This window comes from Gottfriedia sp. ABJ_BB2_2, from assembly GCF_055484705.1.
Map to the genome: position 1 here is coordinate 835,120 of NZ_JBVFKR010000001.1, position 26,800 is coordinate 861,919.

A 26,800-nucleotide genomic window follows, 5' to 3' on the forward strand; every position below is an offset into this window, starting at 1 on the left:
TAATGTCCCTACCTTTATTTTCCAATTTCTAAAGCTTTTGTTAAAAGTCCTTTAGATGCATTTAAAACCGTTACATTTGCTTCATATGATCTTGTTGCACTCATTAAATCTACCATTTCCTTTAACGGATCTACGTTTGGCATTTGTACATATCCATTCTCATCTGCATCCGGGTGTTCAGGATTATAAACTAATTTAAAAGGGGACTGATCCTCTGATATTTTAGTTACTTTAACACCGCTCCCAGCACTTGTATTTGATTGTACTGTGTCGTTAAAAATACTTGCAAAGCTACCATTACCATTACTAGAAGAGATTTCAACCATTTTTCTTCTGTATGGTTGCCACACTCCATCTACCATTTTTGATCTGGTAGTTTCTGAATTTGCCATATTGGAGGATACTACATCCATTCGTAATCTTTGCATCGTAAGAGCTGAAGCAGAAATATTAATACTATTAAAAATACTCAAAACCTATTTCCCTCCTCTAATGACACTTTTCAATGAATTGAACTGACCGTTAATTCTATCAACTAAAGCTTGGTTATAAATCTGATTTTCTGCTAACTGCGCCATTTCAGTATCTAAATCAACGTTGTTTCCATTATGTGAATAAGAAGTATCACTTTTTTCAACAATTGAATTAGACGAGGCTTGTCCATATTTAAAATCAAAGTGTTTACTATTCGTTTTATTTGCTTTAAAGTTTTCATTCATTTCATTTTCAAGAACTGACTTAAAAGTTACATCTTTTGCTTTGTAATTTGGCGTATCAGCATTTGCTATATTTTGAGAAATCGCCTTTTGCTTTTGTACTGAATAATCAAGTCCTCTTTCTAATGCAGTGATTGTACTAGAAAATAATTTCATATGTCCTCCTCTGTCTATCAAAAACGTCCTATTCTTACAAAAATCAACATTTTATATCTAATATATTAATATTTCGACAATATGTTCCAATCTACTACGTAATAAATTATAACTATGTAAGACTTGCATTGAAACTGTATATTTTCACATATTACAAATAGGTATATTGGACTAAAATATTAAGCGAATTGAAGTCATATTGTTAATTCGTATGAAATATTTTCTATAAAATATGACAAATTATTTCATATTTGAAACATTACTTTAATAATCCTACTATATATTACCAAGAAACGACCGAATTTGGTATACGTTTCGCAATAATTTAAATATTTTGTCTAAAAATTTTACTGGAAATTTTTCAATTTTATACAATTTTATGGATAAATTAAACAAAACTTTATAAAATTGTCAAAAAGTTTACATAAAAAAACCTTATCCCATTGGATAAGGTTTTCTTTTATATCATTTATTAGTTTGATTTTAATTTTTCTAACTCTACTAAGAATTTATCATTAAGTACTTTAATATAAGTACCTTTCATACCAAGTGAACGTGATTCAATAACACCAGCACTCTCTAATTTACGTAAAGCATTTACGATTACTGATCTAGTAATACCAACACGGTCTGCAATTTTACTTGCTACTAATAGACCTTCATAACCGTTTAACTCTTCGAAAATATGTTCAATTGCTTCTAATTCACTGTATGAAAGTGAAGAAATTGCCATTTGAACTACAGCTTTACTTCTAGCTTCTTCTTCGATTTCTTCAGCTTTTTCACGAAGAATCTCCATACCAACTACTGTTGCACCATATTCTGCTAGAATTAAATCATCATTTTCAAATTCATGGTTAATACGTGCAAGTACTAGAGTACCTAAACGCTCACCACCACCGATAATAGGAACGATTGTTGTTAATCCGCCAGCAAATAATTCTTTATTTTCAACTGGGAATGCAGTGTATTCACTTTCAATATCAAGATTCGAAGATGTTTCATTAATATTAAAAAGACTTTGAGTATATTCTTCTGGGAATTGACGATCGCTAAACATTTTTTGCATACGTTCATTTTCAATCTTTTGGTGTAGTCCGTACCCTAATAATTTCCCTTTACGGCTTAATACAAACACATTTGATTCAATTACTTCTTCTAAAGTATCAGCCATTTCTTTAAAGTTAACTGGCTTACCTGCTGATTGTTGTAATAACTTATTGATTTTTCTTGTTTTGTCTAATAATTGCATCTTTCTAAATGCCTCCTATTTAATTGTACGTTTCCTATAAGATAAATTGACTTATATCTTTATCTTTTGCTATATTTGCGAGTTTTTCATTTACGTATTGCGGAGTAATAAGAATAGTACCCATTTGAATTTCTGACGCTTCAAATGACAAGTCTTCAAGAAGCTTTTCCATTATTGTATGAAGTCTTCTTGCGCCTATATTATCAGTCGATTGATTTACTTCAAACGCTATTTCTGCGATTCTACGTATAGCATCGTCAGAAAATTCGATTTGTATACCTTCTGTAGACAATAAAGCTTTATATTGTTTAATAATTGAAAAATCAGGCTCAACCAATATCCGTACAAAGTCTTCAACTGATAGTTTTCCAAGTTCTACACGAATTGGAAATCGTCCTTGTAATTCTGGTATTAGATCTGAAGGTTTTGAAATATGGAAAGCACCAGCTGCTATAAACAAGATATGATCCGTTTTGACTGGACCATATTTTGTAACGACAGTGCTACCTTCTACAATCGGTAAAATGTCTCTTTGAACGCCTTCTCTTGATACATCTTGCGTACTACTATTTTGTTTACTAGCAATCTTATCAATTTCATCTATAAAAATAATACCTAATTGCTCCGCTTTAAAAATCGCTTCTTGAGTAACTTCATCCATATCTATTAATTTCTGTGCTTCCTCATTCGTAAGAATCTTACGTGCCTCTTTTACAGGAAGCTTTCTTTTATTCGTTTTCTTTGGAAACAAACTACCAAGTGACTCTTGAAAGTTCATTCCCATTTGTTCCATTCCGGTTCCTTGCATAAAATCTAACATTGGTGCTTGTTGTTGTTCTACTTCAATGGATACAAGCTCATCTTCTAGTTTTCCAGATAATAGTTGAAATTCTATATTTCTTCTCTTTGATGTTATTTCTGTATCATTCTCATCTTGCTCTGAATTTGAGTTTTGCGAATCCTGATTAAAAAGCATCTCAAGTGGATTTTTAAATGATGATTGTTTCTTTATACTTGGGACAAGAATTTTAACTAACCTTTGATTTGCGTTTTTTTCAGCTTGTTCTTTCACCTTATTCATACGATCTTCTTTTACAATACGAATGGCAGTTTGGACTAAATCACGAACCATTGACTCGACATCTCTTCCAACATAACCAACTTCTGTAAACTTCGTCGCTTCTACTTTAATGAAAGGCGCTCCAACAAGTTTTGCCATTCTTCTAGCAATTTCTGTTTTACCTACCCCTGTTGGTCCAATCATTAAAATGTTTTTTGGTGAAATTTCTTCACGGAAAGAATCTTCTAGTAGACTTCTACGATAACGATTTCTGAGTGCAATTGCTACTGCCTTTTTCGCTTGATGTTGGCCAACAATGTATTGATCAAGTTTTTCAACAATTTGACGCGGCGTGAAAGAAGTACTCATTACACACTCTCCTATTCTAATTCTTCTAAAATTATATTTCCGTTTGTATAAACACAAATATCACTAGCAGTTTTTAAGCTTGCATAAGCTATTTGTTTAGCTGTAAGATTATCTCCGGCGTTTTCTTTTAATGCTCTACCAGCAGCTAATGCATAATTGCCACCAGAGCCAATCGCAAGAATACCATCATCAGGCTCAATTACTTCTCCAGTTCCTGAAATTAATAATAATGAGTTTTGGTCCATTACGATCAGCAATGCTTCAAGTTTATGTAGTACTCGATCTGTTCGCCATTTTTTAGCTAGTTCAACAGCTGCTCGTTGAATATTTCCATTATATTCGACGAGCTTACCTTCAAATAACTCAAAAAGTGTAAATGCATCAGCAACAGAGCCTGCAAATCCAGCAAGAACCTTTCCATTAAAAAGCTTCCTAACTTTCCTAGCAGTGTGCTTCATTACGACTGCATTTCCAAACGTAACTTGACCGTCACCTGCCATAGCACTCTTACCATTGTGTTGTATCGCGAATATTGTTGTAGCGTGAAAATTGGACATTTGAATCCTCCTTAGAAATACCGATTTCTAAAATTGAGCAAGTATTAAGCTCTAGGATGATGTAGATTGTATACTTTTTGTAATCTTTCCTTCGTTACATGTGTGTAGATTTGTGTAGAGGATAAATTCTCATGTCCTAACAGTTCTTGAACACTACGAATATCAGCTCCACTATCTAACATATGTGTCGCAAAAGTATGTCTTAACATATGTGGGTGAATCTTGTTTGTTAACGAAGTTTCTTTGATCATCTTCTCTAGAATTACTCTTACCCCTCTTGGTGTAAGATTTTTTCCACGATGATTCAAAAAAAGATCATCATTATTTTGCTGATTAGCTACTATCAGTTTATTTCTGCCATCATCTATATATGTATGAAGAGCTTTTTCTGCAAAACTACCAAATGGAACATATCGTTGCTTATTTCCTTTTCCTGTAACTAAAATTGTCCCAATATGAAAATCTATGTCTCTTAATTTCAAACTACAGCATTCGCTTACTCGGATTCCAGTTGCATAAAGCAATTCTAATAGAGCTTGATTTCGTTGACCAAGCTCATGTTCTAGATTGCTAATCGTAAATAGTTTTTCAAGTTCTTCTTTATATAAAAATCTAGGGATCATAGTTTCTTTTTTAGGAAGCGATGCTAAAATAAATGGGTTTTCTTTCGCTTCGTTTTCACGCATTAGAAAACGATAGAAACTTCTTAAACAAGAAATATGCTTAGAAACTGTACGTCTTGATAACTGTTTATCATGTAAGGTCGTTAAATAAAGACGAACATCAAAATATGTAACTGAAGAAAATGAAGAAATGGATTGTTGCTCCATAAAAACTAGAAATTGTTCAATTATTTTTTGATAACTATTTAATGTGTATTGTGAAGAGTTTTTCTCTAATTGTAAATACTGAATGAATAATTGACACAATATTTTAATATTCAAGGTAATTTCTCCTCACAAGCCACTACATACTAACATAGATAGTAGCTATTTGCAATTTATTTTCTCAACATTCTACAAAATTCATAATTGATTCTAATGCTCTATTTGCATATGCTTCATATCGTTCTTGTTTTCTCTTAATTTTTTCTTCAAGTCTTGGGAAAAGTCCGAAATTAGCGTTCATAGGTTGGAAATGTTTTGCGCTTGTTGTCGTAATATAGTTTGCCATACTTCCAATAGCAGTTTCCGCTGGGAATTGTACTAATTCCTTACCTAAAACTAACCTAGCAGCATTTATACCTGCTACTAAGCCTGACGCTGCAGACTCAACATATCCTTCAACCCCAGTCATTTGGCCAGCAAAGAATAAATCGTTTCTTCCCTTAAATCGATAAGTAGCCTCTAATAGCTTTGGAGAATTGATAAATGTATTACGGTGCATTACGCCGTAACGTACGATTTCTGCATTTTCAAGTCCAGGGATCAATTGAATGACTTCTTTTTGTGGTCCCCATTTTAAATGTGTTTGAAAACCTACTATATTATATAAAGTACCTGCACTGTCGTCTTGACGTAATTGAACAACTGCATAAGGGATTTTACCTGTCTTTGGATCTTCTAATCCCACTGGCTTCATTGGACCAAATAATAATGTCTGTTTCCCTCTATTTGCCATAACTTCTACTGGCATACATCCTTCAAAGAAAATCTCTTTTTCAAATTCTTTTAATGGCACTGTTTCTGCAGTCGTTAACGCTTCGTAAAAACGATCAAATTCTTCTTCTGTCATTGGACAATTTAAATAAGCAGCTTCACCTTTATCATATCTTGATTTTAAATAAACCTTATTTAAATCTATCGTTTCTTTTTCAATAATAGGTGCTGCAGCATCATAAAAGTAAAAATAATCTTCGCCAGTTAAATCTTTAAGCTTTTGTGAAAGTTCAGGTGAAGTTAATGGTCCTGTCGCAATGATTGTTGGTCCTTCTGGAATTTCTGTCATCTCTTCATTATGCACAATAACATTTGGATGATTTTTCACGTATTCAGTTACTTTACTTGCAAATTCATGACGATCTACGGCAAGTGCTCCTCCAGCAGGTACAGCACACTCATCAGCAGAACGGATAATCACTGAATCTAGTCTTCTCATTTCTTCTTTTAAGACACCTACAGCATTCGTTAATGTATTTGCTCTAAGTGAGTTACTACAAACTAACTCAGCAAACTTATCAGTATGATGCGCAGGTGTTTGTCGTACCGGTCTCATTTCATAAAGATGAACTTTAATACCTCTTTTTGCAATTTGATAGGCAGCTTCACTTCCTGCTAATCCTGCACCTATTACGTTAATAAATTGTTCCATTGATAACTCCTTCTACGTTGTATCCTATATACGTATATATTTTATTGTTTGTTTCTTAATAGAGCTTACTTTAAAAAGTGAAATGAAAAGGAAAAGTGAGCAAAAAAATTGCTCACACTTGTTGGTCCTCTTTGTAGTCGCATGATACACATTGAACTTGTATACCTTTTTTCATTTTCTTTTCTACTAATAAGTTTTCACATTTTGGACAAGGTCTTGCAATCGGTTTATCCCATGATAAGAACTCACATTCTGGATAATTATTACATCCATAGAAAATACGGTTTTTCTTTGATTTACGTTCAATGATTCTACCATCTTTACAATTAGGACAGTTTACATCTATTTCCTTCACTATTGCTTTTGTGTTTCTACAGTCTGGGAAGTTTGAACATGCCATGAATTTTCCATATCGTCCCATTTTAAATACCATTGGGCTTCCACACAATTCACAATCTTCTCCGGCCGGCTCATCTTTAATTTCGACCTTTTGCATTTCTTTTTCAGCGATCACTAAATGCTTTTCGAAGCCTTTATAAAAATTATCGATAATTTGAATCCAGTTTATATTACCGTCTTCAATTTTATCTAGGTCACCTTCCATTTGTACAGTGAACTCGATATTGATAACTTCCGGGAAGAATTCTAATACAAGATCAAAAACTATTTGCCCAAGCTCTGTTGGTACAAATCGTTTATTGTCTAATGAAACATAACCACGCTTCTGAATTGTTTCTAGCGTAGGTACATATGTTGATGGTCTTCCAATACCCAATTCTTCTAAAGTTTTAACTAATCTAGCCTCAGTGTATCTTGGTGGTGGCTGTGTAAAATGCTGCTCAGGTATAATCTCTTCAAGTTGAACAGTCTCACCTTCTTTTAAAGGAGGTAAAATTCGATCCTTCTCTTCTGTACCGTCATCATTACTTTCAATATACACCTTCATAAATCCTGGAAACTTAACGACAGAACCATTTGCTCTAAATTGAACCTCATTATTTAATAAGTCTACTTTAACAGTGTCTAATATAGCAGATGCCATTTGACTTGCAATGAATCGTTCCCAAATTAATTTATAAAGTCGATATTGATCACGGCTAACATGTGCTTTAATCGTATCTGGTGTACGTAAAGTTGAAGTTGGTCGAATTGCTTCGTGCGCATCTTGTACTTTATCAGATTTTTTTTCACTTTTTTTATTCGTCGCAATGTAGTCTGCACCATATGTATCTTTAATATAAGACTTTGCTTCTTCAGCAGCTACATCTGAGATTCTAGTAGAATCTGTTCTCATATATGTAATTAAACCGACTTGACCGCCACTACCTAATGAAATACCTTCATATAACTGTTGGGCAATCATCATTGTCTTTTTTGCTCTCATATTTAATTTTCGAGCAGCCTCTTGTTGAAGTAATGATGTCGTAAAAGCAGTTGCTGGGTTTCTTTTACGTTCTTTTTTTGTCACACTTTGAACTGTAAAATCATTTCCATCTATTTGTGATAATACGTTATTTACATCATTTTCAGAGTTTAACTCAAGCTTCTTTCCGTTAATCCCATAGAAAAATGTATCAAATGTATTTTTCTTTGAAATTGCTTTACTTTTAATTGACCAATATTCTTCTGGTTGGAAAACAGTGATTTCTTTTTCACGCTCTATGATTAGTCTTAAAGCAACTGATTGAACGCGACCAGCACTTAATCCTTTTTTTACTTTTTTCCATAGTAATGGACTAATATTGTAGCCTACTAAGCGATCAAGAACGCGTCTTGCTTGTTGAGCATCTACTAAATTCATATTGATAGGTCTAGGTTTTTTGAAAGATTCTTTAATAGCTTCTTTTGTAATCTCATTAAAAACAACTCTACAGTCTGAAGCTATATCGATATTTAATGTATTCGCAATATGCCAAGCAATTGCTTCTCCTTCGCGGTCTGGATCGGCTGCAAGATAGATTTTTTTCGCTTTTTTCGCCGCTGATCTTAAATCCTTTAAAACAGGACCTTTACCACGTATTGTAATATACTTTGGGTTGTAATCGTTTTCTATTTCAATCCCCATTTGACTTTTTGGTAAGTCTCTTACATGTCCCATTGATGCGATTACTTTAAATTTCTTACCTAAATATTTTTCAATGGTTTTAGCCTTTGAAGGGGACTCCACTATAACTAAGTTTTCTGCCATTTTTTAAGCCTCCTGAGAGTTATGGTATTCAAAACTCTCTGTATTCCTGTTTCTATCTTTTATCTTTAATATGTATTTAAAGACTTTCATTATAAGAAGAGTTCAATTTGTTTTTTGATTTTCCTTCATACAATTTCAAATTGTATAGTTTTATCTATACATTAGTCAAATTAATTTTAGTTATAAAATAACATAAGTCGCAATAGTATTGTCAATTTTTTATAATCTAAACTTATTATTTTATTTTTTTGTAAATTCTATAAATTCTTCTAATATATCTTTTGATGAAGTAATTAACTTCGCACCTTCCTGTATTAATCGATGGTTACCTTTATATTCTTCCATTATAATCGGACCTGGTACTGCGAATACCTCTCTACCATAATCTAATGCAAAATTTGCTGTAATCATTGTTCCACTTCTTTCATTTGCTTCTAATATGATTAATCCTTTTGATAATCCTGCTATGATTCTATTTCTCCTTGGGAAATATCGTTTTTCGGGTTTTATATAATTAGGATATTCGCTAATCACTAAATGATTTTCTGCAATTTCTTGATATAAAGTCAGATTTTCCTTTGGATACGTAAAATCTAACCCACTTCCGATTACGGCAATAGTCTTTCCTTGATGAAGAATTGTAGAACGATGGGCAATTGCATCACAACCAAGTGCCAAACCACTTACAATAACCCATCGATCACCAATCAGCTCATTTATCATTGAATCGCAATTGATTTTTGCTAAACTGGAAGGTTTTCTTGAGCCAATCATACTAATCAGTTTTTTTGTTTTTAATAGATTATGATTCCCCATACAATATAGAACAAATGGAGGATCATGTATTTCCCTTAAATAGATAGGATATAAATCACTATAAATTGTAATCATTTTAATATTTTTTTTAGAATTTTTTTCAAGAATGTCATAAATTGAAGTTGAATGAAGTTGTTGATATAGATTTTCGGATGTTCTTTTTGACATCCGAAATGTAGAACTTAAATATGAAGGGGAATATTGATAGAGGTTTTTTAATTGTGGATCAAATTGAAGGATTCTTTGCATTGCATGGTAGTCTTCAAATAAAAAAGTATGTAAGTGAATTAATCTATTTTCTTTACTCATTACTTCTCCTTTCATGATATGAAAGTAGCCCCCATATGGAGGCTACTTCATGTTATATCTTATACTAAAGCTTCGTGTGTCTTACATTGTTCATATAAGCCACGCTCTTTTAATACACCGATTAACGTTTCACCCATTACAGCTGGTGTGACTGCTACTTTAATGCCACAGCTTTCCATTGTAGCCATTTTTTCTTTCGCAGTACCTTTACCACCTGCAATGATAGCGCCAGCATGTCCCATACGCTTTCCTTCTGGTGCAGTTTGACCACCGATGAATCCAACTACTGGTTTTGTCATATTAGCTTGAACCCACTCAGCAGCCTCTTCTTCAGCCGTTCCACCGATTTCACCAATCATAATAACAGCGTATGTTTCTGGATCTTCATTAAATGCTTTTAAAACATCGATGAAGTTTGTACCATTTACAGGGTCTCCACCAATACCTACAGCTGTTGATTGACCAATACCAGCTTGAGTTAATTGATGAACCGCTTCATAAGTTAACGTACCAGAACGTGATACGATTCCAACGTGACCTTTTTTATGAATATATCCTGGCATGATACCAATTTTACACTCATCAGGCGTAATAACACCTGGGCAGTTAGGTCCAACTAATCTAGTCTTTTTGCCTTCCATGTACTTTTTAACATTTACCATATCAAGTACTGGAATACCTTCAGTAATACAAATAGCGATATCTAATTCTGCATCTACAGCTTCCATGATTGCATCTGCTGCGAATGCTGGTGGTACGTAGATTACTGATGCAGTCGCACCAGTTGCATCTACTGCATCTTTAACTGTATTAAATACAGGTACGCCTGCGATATCAGTTCCACCTTTACCAGGAGTTACACCGCCAACAATTTTAGTACCATACTCTAACATTTGAGTTGTATGGAATAAGCCTTGTGAACCAGTAATACCTTGTACAATGACTTTAGTATCTTTATTAATAAATACGCTCATTTTTATCCTCCCTTTCTTACCCTTTAGCTTAACCTACAAGTGCAACGATTTTTTCAGCGCCGTCAGCCATTGAATCAGCTGCAACAATGTTTAAGCCAGACTCATTAAGAATCTTCTTACCTAATTCAACATTTGTTCCTTCTAAACGAACAACTAATGGTAAGTGAAGGCCAACTTGTTTAGTAGCTTCTACAACACCTTCTGCAATAACGTCACACTTCATGATGCCACCGAAAATGTTAACGAAAATACCCTTAACATTTTGATCAGAAAGGATGATTTTAAATGCTTCAGTTACTTTCTCAGCAGTTGCACCGCCCCCCACATCAAGGAAGTTAGCCGGATCTCCACCGTAATGTTTAATGATATCCATCGTTGCCATAGCAAGTCCAGCACCATTTACCATACATCCGATATTTCCATATAAAGAAATATAGTTTAAATCGAATTTAGAAGCTTCGATCTCTTTTGGATCTTCTTCTTCAAGGTCGCGATAAGCTAAGATATCTGCATGACGATATAAAGCATTTGAATCAAAGTTTAACTTTGCATCTAATGCCATTACTTCTCCATCACCTGTAACGACTAATGGATTAATTTCAGCGATTGAGCAATCTTTTTCAACAAACGCTTTATATAAGCCCATCATGAACTTAACAGCTTTGTTTACAAGATTACTTGGGATATTGATATTGAACGCAATACGACGAGCTTGGAAGCCTTGTAGACCTACTGCTGGATCAATATACTCTTTAAAGATTTTTTCAGGTGTTTTTTCAGCTACTTCTTCAATTTCAGTTCCACCTTCTTCAGAAGCCATTAATACAACTTGTGAAGTAGCGCGGTCTAAAACTAAACCTACATAATATTCTTTTTTAATATCGCAGCCTTCTTCAATAAGTAAGCGCTTTACTTCCTTACCTTCTGGTCCTGTTTGATGAGTAACTAATACTTTGCCTAGAATTTCACTAGCATATGTATTTACTTCATCTAAATTTTTTGCTACTTTTACGCCACCCGCTTTACCGCGGCCACCAGCGTGAATTTGAGCTTTAACAACACATACAGCTGTACCTAATTCTTTTGCTGCTTCTACTGCTTCTTCAACTGTGAAAGCAACTTTACCATTTGGTACTTTTACGCCATAGCTTCGTAGGATTTCTTTCCCTTGATACTCATGGATATTCATGATCCATCCTCCCCTTTTAGAACAAGACAAATTAAAACACATTCCTATTGTATCTCTTACAGAATATACTGTAAATACTTTAGTAGAAAACAAAATAATATTATGCATTTTTATAAAGAAAACCCTTTCATCTAGATTTCATGAAAGAGTTTTATCATATTACAATATTATTATATGTTCTTTTTTAAAAGCTAGTTGTTTTTGAAAACGATAAAGTTGATTCAAATAGAAATTGCATGACTCTGTTTGACATTGGTTGAGATTAGACAAAAAGGGACAATTTCCACCTGATTCATCTCGAAGCGCCTTCTCTACTTTAATAAGCCAACAATATTGAACATTTCTTTCAAGTCAAAAATTCCTATTTATTTTTTAATTGCTGATCTGCTCGATAGATAAAAGCAAATAGTTCTGCTACAACACTATATAAATCTTCTGGAATTGTTTGATTGATTTCTAATTGGCTTAGTACCTCAACTAATGAGGGATCTTCTTGGATCGGAACACCAAACTCTTTTGCTTTTGAGAGTATTTCGTCTGCAATTACTCCTTTGCCTTTAGCAACTACTTTAGGTGCAGAATCAAGTTCTGTATTGTATTTTAAGGCAATTGCTTCTTTTCTCTTTTCATGATTATTTTTCATATTCGTAAATCGACCCCTGTATACTCACGACTTGAAAGTAAACTATTATTAAATTTTAATTCTTTCATTTTTTGTTCGCGTTCATCATTAAAAGGAATACATTTGATCATCGATAATTGGAAATCATGCTTAGCTAAGCTCTCTTTTATCAATTGTTGTGTAGATGAGATTAAGGCATTTAATGATGGGTTATTATTAAAAATCGTGACATTTACGACTCGATTTTGAATTGATACATCTACCATCGTTTCTTTTAGTGTTTCAAGTTCCAAGAAAAATAAAATGTGACAATGATTTGATTGAATCTCCTTAGAATGTGAAGAGCTTTCTTTTCCAGTCCATTGAATTGATAAGTCGGTTGACCAATTATTTAAAAAGATTGGTATAACAGTTGAATAGTTATACTCTGGTCCATTTTGATGAACCATTGTTAACTGACCAGCTGTAATTTTCGTAATCAATTGTTCTATTGGATGCTTTATTCCTTCTGGTAAATTACTGTTTAAAGCTTTTAAAGCAATTTCTTTTAGCGTAGGAAATTGTTCATTCATCAGTGCTTTATTTAATAAAGACAAATCACGTATTTTACTTTCAGTATTCAGTCCAACTAAATCTTGGTGATGTCTAATTTGCTTTGTAATTTGATCTGCATTTACATCGCTATTTTGTGTTTGATGATTACTTAACAGTTGAAAAAGTTCATTTATAGGGTCAGATGAAAGTGAATTCACTCCGTTTAATAATTGGTTTTGCAAAAATAACTTTGTTATTTGATTAGATTTACCATCTTCATTGATGATAGATAACACTTGTGTTAAAAATGCTATTTTTTCTTCTGTATGAATTGGGTCATTTGAAAGATGATTCGTCATAAAAGTCTCAATTTTATTCTTTATATTATTAATTTCTGTTTTACCAAGTGGCAATAATGAGTTTGATGATTGTTGCTGATCATCTATTAAACTAGTTTCTTCTACCGTAAACAGTTGATTTGCTAGATTTAATGGCACCCTTGTCATTTCAGTTTTTACTGAACTAAACTCTGGTAAATCACTTAATATATTCAAAATTGCCTTACTAACAGATGGTGAATGTTCTGCAAGCTTGAATATATTTTGAAACACTTCTTGTCCGAATATCTTTGATTGACTTATTTCCTTTGAAGAATATTGTTTATTCCATGTATTAACTAAGTTTGCCTCATCATTTGTATCCGTTATTAATTGCATAGCTAGTTGGAATTGTTCCCGTTGAAAGTCAGTTATGATACTATTATTTTTCATTAAACCAATCATAGATTGTAACTGTTTACCTACATTCATTGTGGTTAGTTCTTTTGGCAAACTATCTATTGTCGAAAAGATCTTGGCTAAATCTGTTTCTGAGCTATTTATCAAGCTTTGTAATAATGCTCCATTAATCGGGTAATTCTTCTTCATTAAAAAAGAAAGAGCATCTAATACTAGCTGCTTATTAGGTGATTTTAACAATTGATTCATTGCTTCAAGCACTTCACCCTTTGTAATCGGACGTTCACTTTGTAAAAATAATTTAATAACTGCTTCTGATTCTTTCGTAATCGGAATGTCTAATTCTTTTAAAATTTGAGCAGAATTTTTTTGATCATTTTGTTTCATTTCACTAACTATTTTTAATTCGACTATGCCATCTTTAAAGTCTTTTACCTCAAAATAAAACTTACCTTTTGATAATGCTTCTTCTACAACTGTTGCTGTAATAATTTTCCCATTAATAATAATTCTTGCTGTACCATCATCTTCTAGCTCATTTACTTTCCCGACAACAATTTGTCCTACTTTTAATTCAGTATTAGGTATAAAATATTTTGCATTTGTCGCCAGTACGGTTGAAATACCTGCATTTTGCATAATTTATCAATCCTTTACCTTCCCTTAATAGGTGCAAATGATTTTCGATGCTCATGAATAATCCCAAATTGTTCAATCGCTTCAAGATGTTCTTTCGTTCCATACCCCATATGCTTTTCAAATCCATAATGAGGATGCTCTTTTCCAAGCTCGACCATCAATGAATCTCTAGTTTCTTTCGCTAAAACAGACGCTGCTGCGATACTAATACTTGTTGCATCACCTTTTATAATTGATGTTTGAGTGATTTCCATTGGTAATTTCATCGCATCAATTAATAAATGCTCTGGAATTTTGTGTAATTGTTCAATTGCGCGTTTCATTGCAAGTTTAGTCGCTTCATATATGTTTAGCTCATCAATTTCAACAGAGCTCGCCATACCGATTCCATATGAAATGGCTTCGCTTTTAATCCTCACAACGAAATATTGTCTTTTTTCCTTTGACAATTTTTTTGAATCATCTAATCCAATCAGCTCATTTTCTCTATCTAAAATTACTGCTGCTGCAACAACAGGACCAGCTAATGGACCTCTTCCAACTTCGTCGACTCCAGCAACCAATGTGATGTTTTGTCCATAAAGATTTTTTTCATATTCCATCATTTTATGAAACTTTGCACGTGCCATTTCAATTTTTTCTTGATCACGATACCATTTAGCTATTAACTTTTGAACACCAATACGTTGATCGTTTTTTAACTCAATAAAAACATCACTTTTTTCATCAGTTAAGTCACTTAATAAATTTTTTATTTGCTCGATTGTCTGTGCCATCCCCTGTTACTCCTTTTTAACTATATCGGTTAAATACTCATCAAATTTCATTAAAAAAGAAGAAAGTACGCTTATTCTTGCGCACTTTCTTCTAATATTTTGTCATCTTCGCGATGCATTGCTGGATGTTCAAACGAAAGTCTACCTAATTTCCCCGCTCTTAACTCTCGTAAAAATAAATCTGATGTCTTATCATAATCTATAAACCCACCAGACATTAGTAATCCACGTTTTCTTCCAATATGATCAAAAATCGGAACGACATCTTCTGAAAATAATATGTCATCAGTCATCTCAAATCGTTCTTTTAATACATTCGGATAATACTCTCTCAAATACTTAATTGCATATACCATTACTTCTTGTAAATTGATGATACTGTCTTTAATCGCACCTGTTGTAGCTAATCGTAGTCCAACTAATGGATCTTCGAATTTTGGCCAAAGAATTCCTGGTGTATCCAATAATTCAATTTCCTTACCTACTTTAATCCATTGTTGAGCTTGAGTAACACCTGGACGATCACCTGTTTTTGCGATATTTTTTCGAGCTAACTTATTTATTAAGGTTGATTTCCCTACATTTGGTATTCCAACAATTAAAGCTCGAATTGCTCTAGGCTTTATACCCTTTGCACGCATTTTATCGAATTTTTCTTTTGTTAGTAATTGACACGATGTAATAATTGCTTTTAGTCCTTGTCCAGATTGTGCATCAATCGCGATTGCCATGACACCTTGCTTTTGATAATGTGCTAACCAAGCCTGAGTTGTTCTTGGATCAGCTAAATCAGCTTTATTTAGCAAGAGTAATCTAGGTTTATTTGAAATAATTTCATCAATCATAGGATTTCTTGAAGCCGCTGGTACCCTAGCATCTGCTAATTCTATTACTACGTCGATTACTGATAATTTTTCAGTAACCTGTCTTCTAGCTTTTGCCATATGGCCCGGAAACCATTGAATTGTCATGTTGCCACCTTCTTATACATTAAATAATTACGAACAAGTTTAGATCAAATTATTTTGCCATTTTAATTTCAGAAAACGGCCAAAATACAAAACTAGCACGACCTAGTATTTCATCTTGATCAACTGTTCCGATAATACGACTATCTTTACTTAATCTTCTATTATCACCTAATACAAACACTTCACCTTTTGGTACCGTCTTTTTACCAGTGATTTCTTCTAATTTGAAGTTTTCAGTTAGCGGACCATCTGTTGTTTCCTTTTTGTATTCATTTAAATACGCCTCTTTATATGCTTTACCATTTACATATAAAACATCATTTTTATATTCAACTGTATCACCCGGTAAGCCAATCACACGTTTAATATAATCTTTTTCTTTCGTTGCATGAAATACAACAATATCAAATCTTTCAGGTTCATGTAATTTATAAACGATTTTATTCACAATCATTCTACTTTGATCTTGCAGAGTTGGCATCATTGAAATACCGTCTACAAGAACTGGAGTAAATAGGAATGTTCGAATACCAATTGCAAGTATAAGTGCAATAAAGATTGTTTTGATTAATTCCCAAATTCCGCCACCGTTGTTTTCCTTCAAACTAATCCCTCCAATTATAACAATACCAATTTCTTGATATAAATATTCAATTCATTACTCACTATTATGTATGTACTAATTTACGTTTTATTATATCATATCTACATTAATTAGAAAAAAAGGAGCTTGTTTAATACAAGCTCCTTTCAAAAGACTATCGAAGTTCTTTAATTCTTGCTTTTTTACCAGTAAGTGCACGTAGGTAGTAAAGTTTAGCACGACGTACTTTACCGCGACGAACAACGTCTAATTTAGCAATTTTTGGAGTGTGTAATGGGAACGCACGTTCAACACCAACACCGTAAGAAATTTTACGAACTGTGAAAGTTTCGCTAATTCCGCCACCACGACGTTTAATAACTACACCTTCGAATAATTGGATACGCTCACGAGTACCCTCAACAACTTTAACGTGAACTCGTACAGTATCACCAGGACGGAATGCTGGTAAGTCAGTTCTAAGTTGTTCTTTTGTAATTTCGTTAATTAAATTTTGCATAATTTATGCTCCCCTTTTCAACCGATGCTCTTACAAGATTTATTCACTCACAGCGGAACACCGAGAATAAGGCTTAAGTATTTACTCAAGCCACAAGTTATATTAACATATTACGAGATTGTATGCAACTAATTTTCAGGATTCATTTCGTCTTTAATTTGCTGCATCCATTTCTCTTCTTTTTTGTTTAATGTATAGTCTTCTAACAAATCTGGTCTTCGTTCAAGCGTACGTTTAAATGATTGCTTCGTACGCCATTCCTCAATATGAGCGTGATTTCCAGATAATAACACATCAGGTACCTTTAACCCTCTAAAATCAGCAGGTCTAGTATAATGTGGATGCTCTAATAATCCTGTACTAAATGAATCTTCAATTTTTGATGTTGTATTGCCAAGCACCCCTGGAATTAATCGAACAACACTATCAGCTATGACCATCGCTCCAAGTTCCCCACCAGTTAATACATAATCTCCAATTGAAATCTCATCTGTAACAATATGTTCACGAATTCGTTCATCGTAGCCTTCATAATGACCGCAAATAAAAATTAAATGCTCCTCATTTGCAAGCTCTTCAGCCTTACGTTGAGTGAACCTCTCTCCCTGAGGGCATAGAAGGATCACTCTAGGCTTATTTTCACTTTTTGAGACTAAGTCTTCAACAGCATCAAATATCGGCTGTGGCGCGAGTACCATACCTGCACCACCACCGTATGGGTAATCATCTACATTAGAATGCTTATTCGTTGAATACTCTCTAAAATTAACACAACGAAACTCAACAGCTTCTTTTTCTTGAGCTTTTTTCAAAATGGAAGAATGTAGAACACCTTCAAACATTTCTGGGAATAACGTTAAAAAGTCAAGCTTCATCATAGAAGACCTTCCATTAATTCAATTTTAACCAACTTATTTTCTATATCAACATCTTTTACAATTTGCTCAATATAAGGAATTAAAGCGTCCTTTTGTCCTTTACGTTGAATTACCCACACATCATTCGCTCCTGGTGATAAAATCTCTTTTATTTTACCAATTTCCTCACCATCAACTGTTTCTACCATACAACCAATAATTTCGTGGTAGTAATACTCATTTTTTTCTAAGCTATGTAATTGATCTTCCGTAATTTTTAAAATACCATTTTTAAAAGGTTCTACTTCATTTAAAGAATCGAATCCTTCAAATGTTAATAAATCAAAGTTTTTGTGCACCCTGTGGTTTGTTATTTTTAATGTAATAGGTGACTCTTCATTTTGTTTAAATAAAAATAATGTATTGCCTTTTTTATATCTTTTCTCTGGAAAATCTGTTCTTGAAATAACACGTACTTCTCCACGAACACCATGAGTATTAACAATTTTACCGACATTTAAATATTTCATCTTTATACCTCTATAAATATTATTTACAAGCCTCACACCTTATTGTAGCCATTCGATAAATAGATATGTCTTGTTAATGTTGAAAACGGTCCTTAGCAATAGCCAAGGACCGTCAATATTACTGAATATCTAAGTGAATACGTTTAGCATGTTCATTACTTGCTGCATACACAACAGTACGAATTGCTTTAGCAATTTTACCATGTTTGCCAATCACTCTACCTGCATCTTCAGGGTTTACCTGCAAATGAAAGTATAGATTGTTTTCATCTTCTTTTACTTGAAGTGAAATATCCTCTGGATGATCTACAAGACTTGAAACAATTGCGTTAATGAGTGTATTCATCTTTTTTTCCATATTACTTGCCGTTGCGAGCGTTATGGAATTTCTCTAAGATACCAGCTTTAGAGAATAAGTTACGAACTGTATCAGATGGTTTAGCACCTGTTCCTAACCATTTTAATGCTGCTTCTTCGTTAATTTTGATTTCAGCTGGTTGAGCTACTGGATTGTAAGTTCCAATCTCTTCAATGAAACGTCCGTCACGAGGAGAACGAGCATCTGCTACTACTACACGATAAAAAGGAGATTTTTTAGCTCCCATACGTTTTAAACGAATTTTAACTGCCATTTTTAAAGCACCTCCGAAAATATTTACAACGATTAGTATATTATCAAAAACTCATACTGTTTGTAAAGTAAAATTTCTTAACAGTATTAATTTTTTATGAAACAATGTTAAATGTTGGAATTTCATGCAAAATTTCGTTAGAATAAGCCCGGAAATTTAAAGCCTTTTTTCTTCCCTTTTTGCGCGCCACCCATCATTTTCATCATTTTTTTCATTTCTTCAAACTGTTTTAACAAACGGTTTATTTCTTGTACAGGACGACCAGAACCCTTTGCGATACGTTTTCTACGACTAGAATTAATGATATCAGGTTGAATCTTTTCCTGTTTTGTCATAGATTGGATAATTGCCTCTACATGAGCGATTTGTTTATCGTCAATTTGCAGATCATTCAATCCTTTAATTTTGTTTGCACCTGGCATCATTTTTAGAATGTCTCCAAGTGGTCCCATTTTTTTAACTTGAGAAAGTTGGTCTAAGAAGTCATCTAATGTAAACGATGCATTTCTTAGTTTTTGTTCTAATTCTTTTGCTTTTTCTTGGTCAACGTTTTCTTGCGCTTTCTCGATAAGAGTTAACACATCGCCCATTCCTAGAATACGTGAAGCCATTCGTTCAGGGTGGAAAGGTTCAAATGCATCCAGTTTCTCTCCTAAACCAACGAACTTAATCGGGGTATTCGTCACAGCACGAATCGATAAAGCAGCACCACCACGAGTGTCACCATCAAGCTTCGTAAGAACTGCACCAGTTAATCCAAGTTGGTCATTAAAGCTTTGTGCCACATTGACAGCATCTTGTCCAGTCATTGCATCAACAACTAGGAAGATTTCATCCGGCTTTGAAAGTTCTTTGATTTGTTCAAGCTCTTCCATTAAGCCTTCGTCAATATGTAAACGACCTGCAGTATCAATTAGGACATAATCAAGATGTTCATCTTTCGCATGTTGAATCGCTTGTTTAGCAATCTCAACAGGGCTTACTTGATCTCCTAAAGAGAAGACTGGCATATCTAATTGTTTCCCTAACGTTTGTAGCTGTTTAATTGCCGCAGGGCGGTAAATATCAGCTGCAACTAGTAGTGGCTTACGATTATACTTTTTTCGAAGTAAATTAGCTAACTTACCTGTAGTAGTAGTTTTACCAGCACCTTGTAAACCAACCATCATAATGACAGTAGGAGGACGATTAGAAACAGCAATTTTGCTTTGTTCTCCACCCATTAATGCTGTTAGTTCTTCTTGAACTACTTTTACTACATGTTGACCAGGTGTTAAGCTTTGTAAAACCTCTTGACCCACTGCACGTTCAGAAACACGTTTCACAAAATCTTTTACAACTTTAAAGTTAACGTCAGCTTCTAATAAAGCTAGGCGTACTTCTCTCATCATTTCCTTGACATCAGCTTCTGTTACTTTACCTTTGCCTCGAACTCTTTGTAATGTCTTTTGAAGTCGGTCGGCTAATCCTTCAAATGCCATAAAACCGTCCTCCTTATTCTAATTTCTCTAACGCTTCGATTATTCGAAGAAACTCGTCATCTACAACTTTACCCTTTTCAGAGAAAGTTTTCAATTGATTTAAGAGTTCAGTACGTTGTTGAAACTTTTTTAGAAGTAATAATTTCTCTTCATATTCCTCCAGCATTGCTTCAGTTCGCTTTATGTTATCATAAACCGCTTGTCTACTAATGCTGAATTCTTCTGCAATCTCACCTAATGAATAGTCATCTAAATAATATAGTGACATATAATTTTGTTGTTTTGGAGTTAACAGAGATTGATAAAAATCATAAAGATAATTGATTCTCATCGTCTTATCTAACATTGTATGATCTGCCAAAACTATCACTCCCTTGTTAAGTGAATTGCCTTTACATTTGTAGTTTACCTAATACCATTGCTCCTGTCAAGCATTTTTACTTTATGGTATTAAGAGTTAGTAGAAAAAAGGGATGAGATGTGGACTAAAAAATTAGAAACACAACTCATACCCTTTAACATTTCTCTTAATTCTGTTCTTTGATTAAATCTCCAAATAATCCATAAACAAATTGCTCAGCTTGGAATGGTTGCAAATCGTCCATTTGTTCTCCTAGACCGACAAATTTAACTGGAACTTTCAATTCATTACGAATAGCTAATACAATTCCACCTTTAGCTGTTCCATCTAGTTTTGTTAAAACAATCCCTGAAACATTTGTTGCGTCTCTAAATGTCTTCGCTTGGACAAGACCATTCTGACCTGTAGTAGCGTCAATTACTAAAAGAACCTCGTGTGGTGCACCTGGAACTTCTCTAGAAATGACATTTTTAACTTTTTCTAGCTCTTTCATTAAATTAACTTTATTTTGCAATCTTCCTGCAGTATCACAAAGTAACACATCAACCTTACGAGCCTTTGCAGCTTGAACAGCATCGTACATTACAGCCGCTGGATCAGAACCTGCTGCTTGTTTGATTGTTTCAACACCAACTCGATCTCCCCACACTTCAAGCTGTTCAATCGCACCTGCTCTAAAAGTATCTCCAGCAGCAAGTAATACTTTCTTGCCTTCTTGCTTTAGTTTGTGTGCTATTTTCCCAATCGATGTTGTTTTACCAACTCCGTTAACACCAACAAATAGTACAACTGTTAAACCATCAGGATTTATCTTTAATTCAAATGACTCATCATCTAAGTCATTTCCTTTGTATAATTCAACTAATTTTTCAGAAATAACCTCTTGAACCTCTTTTGGATCTTGAATATTTTTACGTTTGACCTCAAATTTAAGTTCTTCAACTAATTCCATCACAGTGTTTACGCCAACATCTGCCATGATTAGAATTTCCTCTAGCTCTTCAAAGAAATCCTCATCCACTTTTCTATATCTAGCAAATAAATCATTTAAACCTTCTGTTAAATTATTTCTCGACTTTTCTAAACCACTTTTAAATTTTTGGGTTACAGTCTCAGTTTGCTTTGAAATCGTTTCTTTTAATTTTTTAAAAAAGCTCATAGCTTCCTACCTTTCTACTAACCATTTGATAATAGCTCTTCACCTTCATCTAATCGAACGGAGACTAATGTAGATACGCCATATTCCTGCATAGTTACTCCATATAATACGTCGCACTCCTCCATCGTACCTTTTCGATGGGTAATTACGATAAATTGTGTCTGCTCACTAAAGTATTTTAAGAATTTAGCAAATCGAGCGACATTGGCTTCATCTAAAGCTGCCTCTACTTCATCTAACACACAGAATGGTACAGGACGAACTTGTAAAATTGCAAATAATAGTGCGATTGCCGTTAAGGCCCTCTCCCCACCTGATAACAGACCTAGGTTTTGAAGTTTTTTCCCAGGTGGCTGCGCTACGATATCGACACCCGTTAATAATAAATTATCTACGTCAGTCAGAACTAAATCTGCTCTACCACCGCCGAATAATTGAGTAAATACAACTTGAAACTTCTCTCGAATTGCACTAAAGCTCGTTTCAAATCGTTTTGTCATTTCTTCATCCATTTCACTAATAACGTTATGAAGTGTGATTTTTGCTTCATTTAAGTCTGTACGTTGTTCTTGAAGAAAATCATGGCGTTCCGATACACGATCATATTCCTCAATCGCCCCAATATTAACCGTACCAAGATCGTCAATAGATCGTTTTAATAGTTTTACACGTTTTCTTGCATCCTCTACAGGTAATTCTAATGTATATTTCATTTTTGCCGCTTCATATGTTGTCATATACGTTATATTTAACTGCTCTAGACGATTTTCTAGTTCAACATCTAAACGATTACTATTTACTTCTTGTTGTTTTAACAAATCTGCTAATGACTTATATTGACGTTGTTTTTCACGTAAAGATCCAGCATAATCTTCTATCTCTGTTTGATATGCCAAACGCTGCTGGCGACGCTTTGATATGATCTCATTCGTTTTAGCAAATTCATTACGCGTATCTGAAATCATTTTCTCAAGTTCTTCTTTTCCATTTTCATTTGTCATTAATTCACTTGATAAGAAAATAATTTTTTCTTTTGTGTCTTCTAAAAGCTGTTTTTGTTTTTTCGCATTTTCCTCGAATTGACGAATACGCTCGATACTATAATTTAATGTTTGTTCTTCCCCAGCTAACGAAATTTTCACATTTGTTAGTTTAGATTGAAGTTCATCCTTGATTGCTTTTTGATTTTGTTTTCGGTCTGTTAATTCATTAATACTTTGCTCTTTTGAAGAAATATCTTGTTTAATACTGCCAGTTAACGTAATCAATTCATCAAGACGAGTTTTCGCTCTCATTTGATCACTAGCAGAACTTCCCATTTCTAGGTCATAAATCGCAAGTGCATCATTAATATTTTTTTCTTCAAATTCAATGCTTTTTAGTTGCTCCATCGTATGAGAAAGCGCTTGTTTCTCTTGTAAAACTGCAGCATTCATTTTATCTAACTCAACAGTTTTTGTTTGCTTTAGTGCTTTTAACGATTGAACTTCGCGTTCTACTACAAGTGTTTTTTCCTGCATCTCGATTAACTTAGCAGTAATCTCTTCTAATTCGCGCTGCCTACCTAATAAAGAATTATTAGAAGCACGTACAGCCCCACCAGTCATCGCACCACCAGGATTCACGACATCACCTTCTAGCGTGACAAATCGATAACGATGTCCAACATGTTTTGCTAGTTCATTAGCACTTTTCAGATCCTGTGCTATTAAAACCGTACCTAAAAGATTTTGAATGACCTGTTCATATTCATTCGAATAGTTAACAAGGGATGATGCAACTCCAACAAATGATGGATGATTCTTTAATCCATCTATGACGCCAGCTGGAATTGTACGCGCTTTAACAATATTCATTGGTAAAAACGTTGCACGGCCAAGACGTTGTTGTTTTAAAAATTGGATTGCTCTTCTTGCATGCTCATCATTTTGAACGACGATTTGTTGTGTAGCTGCCCCAAGCGCGATTTCAATTGCAATTTCATATTGCTTGTTCGTTGATATGATTTCTGCAATCGCACCTTTTATCCCTTCAAGCTTTGTACCTCGAGCTTTTAATATTTCTTTTACCCCTTGGTTAAAACCTGCAAAGTCTTCTTGTAATTCTTCAAGCGTTTCTTTGCGGGATTTAGTTTGTTGGATGAATTGATATGCTTTATACAATAATTCTTCTTTTTCTTTCAGATCTTTTGAAACTTTTTCAAATTCTCTTGAATTAGATTCCAATTGCTGAGTTATCTCTTGTAAATTTGTTTCAAACAGAGTCTTCTCTTCTAAAAGCCCACTTTTCTTTCGATTCAGGTGTTCTCTTTGTAAAATGTATTTTTCATTTTCAACATCTAATCGACTAGATTTAACTGAATACTGCTCTAGTTGCTTCTCTAACATAGTTCTCTCATTATTAATCGAAGCTTGTTTATTTAAGAGTTCAATATAATCAGATTTAATCATCTCGATTTGTTCTTCAATATCACCTTCGTATGAAGTGATTTCGGACTCTACTTGTTGTATTTCATTTCTATATTTTTTCACATTTTGATGAGAACTTGTTTTCCTTGCTTGTTCTACTTCAATTAATTCCTGAAGCTCATTTAAGCCAGCAGTTATCTCATCAATTTGGTTTCTTAATTGTTCAGACTGAGTTGACGTATTTTTTTTACGTTCCTTCATTAATTCTTTTTGACCTTCAAACTTTTCTAAGTTTTTTGTAACGGTCAAAAGAACCTGTTGTAGCTGATCAATTGATTCATCTAATGAGTTTAACTTCTCTTGTAATTCATGTTGCTTCGATTCTTCTTTTGAAATCTCAGTTGATAATGCTATTTCTAAATCTTGATTATGAGAAATTTCTTTTTTCAATTCTTCCCACTTTTGATGTAATGATTCAATCTCAAAAACTAATAAAGCAGCTTCAACCTTTTCTAACTCTTCTTTATGACCTATGTATTCTTTGGCAATAGAAGCTTGAATTTTTAAAGGCTCTATCTGAGAACTTAATTCGAATAATATATCATCAACACGGTTTAAATTTTCTTGTGTCTCATTTAATTTTGCTTCTGCTTTTTTCTTGCGATTTTTATATTTTAATACACCAGCAGCTTCTTCAAATATTCCTCTTCTTTCTTCCGGCTTACTACTTAATATTTCTTCAACTTTACCTTGAGAAATAATAGAAAAAGCTTCTCTACCTAAACCAGAATCCATGAATAAATCAACAATGTCTTTTAAGCGACATGATTGTTTATTGATATAAAAATCACTATCACCAGAACGATACACACGACGAGTTACACTTACTTCATTGTACTCTAGTGGTAACTGCTGGTCCTCATTATCTAAAGTTAATGTAACCTCTGCGTAATTTAATGGCTTTCGACCATCACTACCTGCAAAAATGATATCCTCCATTTTTGCGCCACGTAATGATTTAACAGATTGTTCTCCAAGAACCCAACGGATTGCATCTGTAATATTACTTTTACCGCTTCCGTTTGGTCCAACTACTGCAGTAACACCTTTAACAAAATCTATATTAACTCGCTGAGCGAACGACTTAAATCCTAATATATCTAATCGTTTGAGGAACAACTCAATTCCTCCTTTTTTTGATTTAATTATATACACAAAAACTCCCCCTTAAAAGGGGGAATTCGTCATTTTCTAAGTAATTTTGACAAGATTCTACTTGTTTTTTTACTTATCATCTACTATTTAGACTCTTTTAGCTTCAATAATGCTTCTTTAGCAGCATGTTGTTCGGCTTCTTTTTTCGATCGTCCACTTCCGATACCTAATGTTTCACCGTTTAAAAGCACTTTTGATACGAACTCACGATTATGCGCAGGACCTTTTTCTTGTAAAATTTTATATTCAATTGAACCTGTGGAGTCTCTTTGCACAAACTCTTGTAATTGACTTTTAAAATCCATCACATGCGAAAAAGCACCATCATTGATTTTAGGAAATACATGAAGAGATAAGAAGTTTGTTACGACTTGTAATCCTTGATCTAAATACAAAGCACCAATAAATGCCTCAAATACATCAGCAAGTAAAGCCGGTCTTGTTCGACCACCCGTCATTTCTTCTCCACGTCCTAGTAAGATATAACGTCCAAAATCTAATTCATTTGCAAACTTAACTAGTGATGGCTCACAGACAATTGCTGCTCGTAATTTCGTTAACTCGCCTTCACTCATCGTCGTATACTTTTGAAATAAATATTGTGAAACCGTTAATTCTAGTACTGCGTCACCTAAATATTCCAATCTCTCATTATCTTCATATGGTTTTTTTCGATGCTCATTCACATAGGATGAATGTGTAAATGCCTGTATTAGCAAACTTTCATTATTAAACGTAATTTGAATTTGCTTCTGAAACCTAATAAAATTTTCTTTTTCAACATCAGATAATTTATATTCTCTAACTTTTCTTGAATGCGGCATATTTACCTCCACCTAAACCAATCGGATATGCTGCTTTGACTACTTACTCGAGAAA

General features: G+C 33.7%; 26 protein-coding genes. All 26 read right to left on the bottom strand.

Features of this window, described 5'->3' with window-relative positions; genetic code table 11:
• Nucleotides 1-14: 14 nt before the first annotated feature.
• The 26 genes from flgC to rnc all read right to left on the bottom strand — a co-directional run bounded on the left by flgC (nucleotide 15) and on the right by rnc (nucleotide 26,745).
• Nucleotides 15-473, bottom strand: a complete 459-nt coding sequence (gene flgC, locus ACX6U0_RS04240) for a flagellar basal body rod protein FlgC (protein WP_464958743.1) — start codon at nucleotides 471-473, stop codon at nucleotides 15-17.
• Nucleotides 474-476: 3 nt separating this feature from the next.
• On the bottom strand, nucleotides 477-872 hold the full coding sequence (gene flgB / locus ACX6U0_RS04245) for a flagellar basal body rod protein FlgB (protein ID WP_464958744.1): 396 nt from the start codon (nucleotides 870-872) through the stop codon (nucleotides 477-479).
• A 472-nt stretch (nucleotides 873-1,344) separates the two neighbouring features.
• On the bottom strand, nucleotides 1,345-2,124 hold the full coding sequence (gene codY, locus ACX6U0_RS04250; protein WP_464958745.1) for a GTP-sensing pleiotropic transcriptional regulator CodY: 780 nt from the start codon (nucleotides 2,122-2,124) through the stop codon (nucleotides 1,345-1,347).
• A gap of 34 nt (nucleotides 2,125-2,158) precedes the next feature.
• Nucleotides 2,159-3,553 (bottom strand): ATP-dependent protease ATPase subunit HslU, encoded by a 1,395-nt coding sequence (hslU, locus tag ACX6U0_RS04255; protein WP_464958746.1) that lies wholly within the window; start codon nucleotides 3,551-3,553, stop codon nucleotides 2,159-2,161.
• 11 nt (nucleotides 3,554-3,564) lie between these two features.
• The gene (hslV, locus tag ACX6U0_RS04260) at nucleotides 3,565-4,110 is read right to left on the bottom strand and encodes an ATP-dependent protease subunit HslV (RefSeq protein WP_464958747.1); all 546 of its coding nucleotides are present in this window, start codon (nucleotides 4,108-4,110) and stop codon (nucleotides 3,565-3,567) included.
• 44 nt (nucleotides 4,111-4,154) lie between these two features.
• Nucleotides 4,155-5,054 (bottom strand): tyrosine recombinase XerC, encoded by a 900-nt coding sequence (gene xerC, locus ACX6U0_RS04265; protein ID WP_464958748.1) that lies wholly within the window; start codon nucleotides 5,052-5,054, stop codon nucleotides 4,155-4,157.
• Nucleotides 5,055-5,118: 64 nt separating this feature from the next.
• Nucleotides 5,119-6,420 (bottom strand): FADH(2)-oxidizing methylenetetrahydrofolate--tRNA-(uracil(54)-C(5))-methyltransferase TrmFO, encoded by a 1,302-nt coding sequence (gene trmFO, locus ACX6U0_RS04270; RefSeq protein ID WP_464958749.1) that lies wholly within the window; start codon nucleotides 6,418-6,420, stop codon nucleotides 5,119-5,121.
• Nucleotides 6,421-6,532: 112 nt separating this feature from the next.
• Nucleotides 6,533-8,608 (bottom strand): type I DNA topoisomerase, encoded by a 2,076-nt coding sequence (topA, locus tag ACX6U0_RS04275; protein WP_464958750.1) that lies wholly within the window; start codon nucleotides 8,606-8,608, stop codon nucleotides 6,533-6,535.
• 240 nt (nucleotides 8,609-8,848) lie between these two features.
• Nucleotides 8,849-9,733, bottom strand: a complete 885-nt coding sequence (gene dprA / locus ACX6U0_RS04280) for a DNA-processing protein DprA (protein ID WP_464958751.1) — start codon at nucleotides 9,731-9,733, stop codon at nucleotides 8,849-8,851.
• A gap of 59 nt (nucleotides 9,734-9,792) precedes the next feature.
• A complete protein-coding gene (gene sucD, locus ACX6U0_RS04285; protein ID WP_192601414.1) occupies nucleotides 9,793-10,707 on the bottom strand; it encodes a succinate--CoA ligase subunit alpha in 915 nt (304 codons plus the stop codon).
• A gap of 28 nt (nucleotides 10,708-10,735) precedes the next feature.
• The gene (gene sucC / locus ACX6U0_RS04290; RefSeq protein ID WP_087998558.1) at nucleotides 10,736-11,896 is read right to left on the bottom strand and encodes an ADP-forming succinate--CoA ligase subunit beta; all 1,161 of its coding nucleotides are present in this window, start codon (nucleotides 11,894-11,896) and stop codon (nucleotides 10,736-10,738) included.
• 361 nt (nucleotides 11,897-12,257) lie between these two features.
• Complete coding sequence (locus tag ACX6U0_RS04295; RefSeq protein WP_464958752.1) at nucleotides 12,258-12,539, bottom strand: EscU/YscU/HrcU family type III secretion system export apparatus switch protein; 282 nt, start codon at nucleotides 12,537-12,539, stop codon at nucleotides 12,258-12,260.
• Complete coding sequence (locus tag ACX6U0_RS04300; RefSeq protein WP_464958753.1) at nucleotides 12,536-14,428, bottom strand: hypothetical protein; 1,893 nt, start codon at nucleotides 14,426-14,428, stop codon at nucleotides 12,536-12,538. Before ACX6U0_RS04300 ends, ACX6U0_RS04295 begins: the two co-directional genes overlap by 4 nt.
• Nucleotides 14,429-14,442: 14 nt before the next feature.
• Nucleotides 14,443-15,204 carry a ribonuclease HII gene (locus ACX6U0_RS04305; RefSeq protein ID WP_464958754.1) on the bottom strand — a complete coding sequence of 254 codons (762 nt, stop codon included), beginning with the start codon at nucleotides 15,202-15,204 and terminating at the stop codon, nucleotides 14,443-14,445.
• 71 nt (nucleotides 15,205-15,275) lie between these two features.
• Complete coding sequence (gene ylqF, locus ACX6U0_RS04310; RefSeq protein ID WP_464958755.1) at nucleotides 15,276-16,175, bottom strand: ribosome biogenesis GTPase YlqF; 900 nt, start codon at nucleotides 16,173-16,175, stop codon at nucleotides 15,276-15,278.
• A gap of 49 nt (nucleotides 16,176-16,224) precedes the next feature.
• Nucleotides 16,225-16,785: a signal peptidase I gene (gene lepB / locus ACX6U0_RS04315; RefSeq protein ID WP_087998563.1), complete on the bottom strand. Its 561-nt coding sequence runs from the start codon at nucleotides 16,783-16,785 to the stop codon at nucleotides 16,225-16,227.
• Nucleotides 16,786-16,933: 148 nt separating this feature from the next.
• Nucleotides 16,934-17,278 carry a 50S ribosomal protein L19 gene (gene rplS / locus ACX6U0_RS04320; protein ID WP_087998564.1) on the bottom strand — a complete coding sequence of 115 codons (345 nt, stop codon included), beginning with the start codon at nucleotides 17,276-17,278 and terminating at the stop codon, nucleotides 16,934-16,936.
• Between the two features lie 128 nt (nucleotides 17,279-17,406).
• Complete coding sequence (gene trmD, locus ACX6U0_RS04325; RefSeq protein ID WP_464958877.1) at nucleotides 17,407-18,153, bottom strand: tRNA (guanosine(37)-N1)-methyltransferase TrmD; 747 nt, start codon at nucleotides 18,151-18,153, stop codon at nucleotides 17,407-17,409.
• Nucleotides 18,153-18,665: a ribosome maturation factor RimM gene (gene rimM, locus ACX6U0_RS04330; protein ID WP_464958756.1), complete on the bottom strand. Its 513-nt coding sequence runs from the start codon at nucleotides 18,663-18,665 to the stop codon at nucleotides 18,153-18,155. Before rimM ends, trmD begins: the two co-directional genes overlap by 1 nt.
• Nucleotides 18,666-18,783: 118 nt before the next feature.
• The gene (locus tag ACX6U0_RS04335; RefSeq protein ID WP_087998621.1) at nucleotides 18,784-19,011 is read right to left on the bottom strand and encodes a KH domain-containing protein; all 228 of its coding nucleotides are present in this window, start codon (nucleotides 19,009-19,011) and stop codon (nucleotides 18,784-18,786) included.
• Nucleotides 19,012-19,024: 13 nt separating this feature from the next.
• Nucleotides 19,025-19,297 carry a 30S ribosomal protein S16 gene (gene rpsP / locus ACX6U0_RS04340; protein ID WP_025569022.1) on the bottom strand — a complete coding sequence of 91 codons (273 nt, stop codon included), beginning with the start codon at nucleotides 19,295-19,297 and terminating at the stop codon, nucleotides 19,025-19,027.
• A gap of 137 nt (nucleotides 19,298-19,434) precedes the next feature.
• Nucleotides 19,435-20,778, bottom strand: a complete 1,344-nt coding sequence (ffh, locus tag ACX6U0_RS04345) for a signal recognition particle protein (RefSeq protein WP_464958757.1) — start codon at nucleotides 20,776-20,778, stop codon at nucleotides 19,435-19,437.
• Nucleotides 20,779-20,791: 13 nt separating this feature from the next.
• A complete protein-coding gene (locus ACX6U0_RS04350; protein ID WP_464958878.1) occupies nucleotides 20,792-21,124 on the bottom strand; it encodes a putative DNA-binding protein in 333 nt (110 codons plus the stop codon).
• Nucleotides 21,125-21,305: 181 nt separating this feature from the next.
• Nucleotides 21,306-22,298, bottom strand: a complete 993-nt coding sequence (gene ftsY, locus ACX6U0_RS04355) for a signal recognition particle-docking protein FtsY (RefSeq protein ID WP_464958758.1) — start codon at nucleotides 22,296-22,298, stop codon at nucleotides 21,306-21,308.
• Nucleotides 22,299-22,315: 17 nt separating this feature from the next.
• Nucleotides 22,316-25,885, bottom strand: coding sequence for a chromosome segregation protein SMC (smc, locus tag ACX6U0_RS04360; RefSeq protein ID WP_464958879.1), 3,570 nt, complete (start codon nucleotides 25,883-25,885; stop codon nucleotides 22,316-22,318).
• 119 nt (nucleotides 25,886-26,004) lie between these two features.
• Complete coding sequence (gene rnc, locus ACX6U0_RS04365; protein ID WP_464958759.1) at nucleotides 26,005-26,745, bottom strand: ribonuclease III; 741 nt, start codon at nucleotides 26,743-26,745, stop codon at nucleotides 26,005-26,007.
• Nucleotides 26,746-26,800: the final 55 nt, after the last annotated feature.

Excerpts from the sequence above, each read along its gene's own strand:
- flgB (WP_464958744.1), bottom strand. The coding sequence starts at position 872 with ATGAAATTATTTTCTAGTACAATCACTGCATTAGAAAGAGGACTTGAT.
- codY (WP_464958745.1), bottom strand. The coding sequence starts at position 2,124 with ATGCAATTATTAGACAAAACAAGAAAAATCAATAAGTTATTACAACAA.
- hslU (WP_464958746.1), bottom strand. The coding sequence starts at position 3,553 with ATGAGTACTTCTTTCACGCCGCGTCAAATTGTTGAAAAACTTGATCAA.
- hslV (WP_464958747.1), bottom strand. The coding sequence starts at position 4,110 with ATGTCCAATTTTCACGCTACAACAATATTCGCGATACAACACAATGGT.
- trmFO (WP_464958749.1), bottom strand. The coding sequence starts at position 6,420 with ATGGAACAATTTATTAACGTAATAGGTGCAGGATTAGCAGGAAGTGAA.
- topA (WP_464958750.1), bottom strand. The coding sequence starts at position 8,608 with ATGGCAGAAAACTTAGTTATAGTGGAGTCCCCTTCAAAGGCTAAAACC.
- dprA (WP_464958751.1), bottom strand. The coding sequence starts at position 9,733 with ATGAGTAAAGAAAATAGATTAATTCACTTACATACTTTTTTATTTGAA.
- sucD (WP_192601414.1), bottom strand. The coding sequence starts at position 10,707 with ATGAGCGTATTTATTAATAAAGATACTAAAGTCATTGTACAAGGTATT.
- sucC (WP_087998558.1), bottom strand. The coding sequence starts at position 11,896 with ATGAATATCCATGAGTATCAAGGGAAAGAAATCCTACGAAGCTATGGC.
- ACX6U0_RS04295 (WP_464958752.1), bottom strand. The coding sequence starts at position 12,539 with ATGAAAAATAATCATGAAAAGAGAAAAGAAGCAATTGCCTTAAAATAC.
- ACX6U0_RS04300 (WP_464958753.1), bottom strand. The coding sequence starts at position 14,428 with ATGCAAAATGCAGGTATTTCAACCGTACTGGCGACAAATGCAAAATAT.
- ACX6U0_RS04305 (WP_464958754.1), bottom strand. The coding sequence starts at position 15,204 with ATGGCACAGACAATCGAGCAAATAAAAAATTTATTAAGTGACTTAACT.
- ylqF (WP_464958755.1), bottom strand. The coding sequence starts at position 16,175 with ATGACAATTCAATGGTTTCCGGGCCATATGGCAAAAGCTAGAAGACAG.
- rplS (WP_087998564.1), bottom strand. The coding sequence starts at position 17,278 with ATGCAAAATTTAATTAACGAAATTACAAAAGAACAACTTAGAACTGAC.
- trmD (WP_464958877.1), bottom strand. The coding sequence starts at position 18,153 with ATGAAGCTTGACTTTTTAACGTTATTCCCAGAAATGTTTGAAGGTGTT.
- rimM (WP_464958756.1), bottom strand. The coding sequence starts at position 18,665 with ATGAAATATTTAAATGTCGGTAAAATTGTTAATACTCATGGTGTTCGT.
- ACX6U0_RS04335 (WP_087998621.1), bottom strand. The coding sequence starts at position 19,011 with ATGAATACACTCATTAACGCAATTGTTTCAAGTCTTGTAGATCATCCA.
- rpsP (WP_025569022.1), bottom strand. The coding sequence starts at position 19,297 with ATGGCAGTTAAAATTCGTTTAAAACGTATGGGAGCTAAAAAATCTCCT.
- ffh (WP_464958757.1), bottom strand. The coding sequence starts at position 20,778 with ATGGCATTTGAAGGATTAGCCGACCGACTTCAAAAGACATTACAAAGA.
- ACX6U0_RS04350 (WP_464958878.1), bottom strand. The coding sequence starts at position 21,124 with ATGTTAGATAAGACGATGAGAATCAATTATCTTTATGATTTTTATCAA.
- ftsY (WP_464958758.1), bottom strand. The coding sequence starts at position 22,298 with ATGAGCTTTTTTAAAAAATTAAAAGAAACGATTTCAAAGCAAACTGAG.
- rnc (WP_464958759.1), bottom strand. The coding sequence starts at position 26,745 with ATGCCGCATTCAAGAAAAGTTAGAGAATATAAATTATCTGATGTTGAA.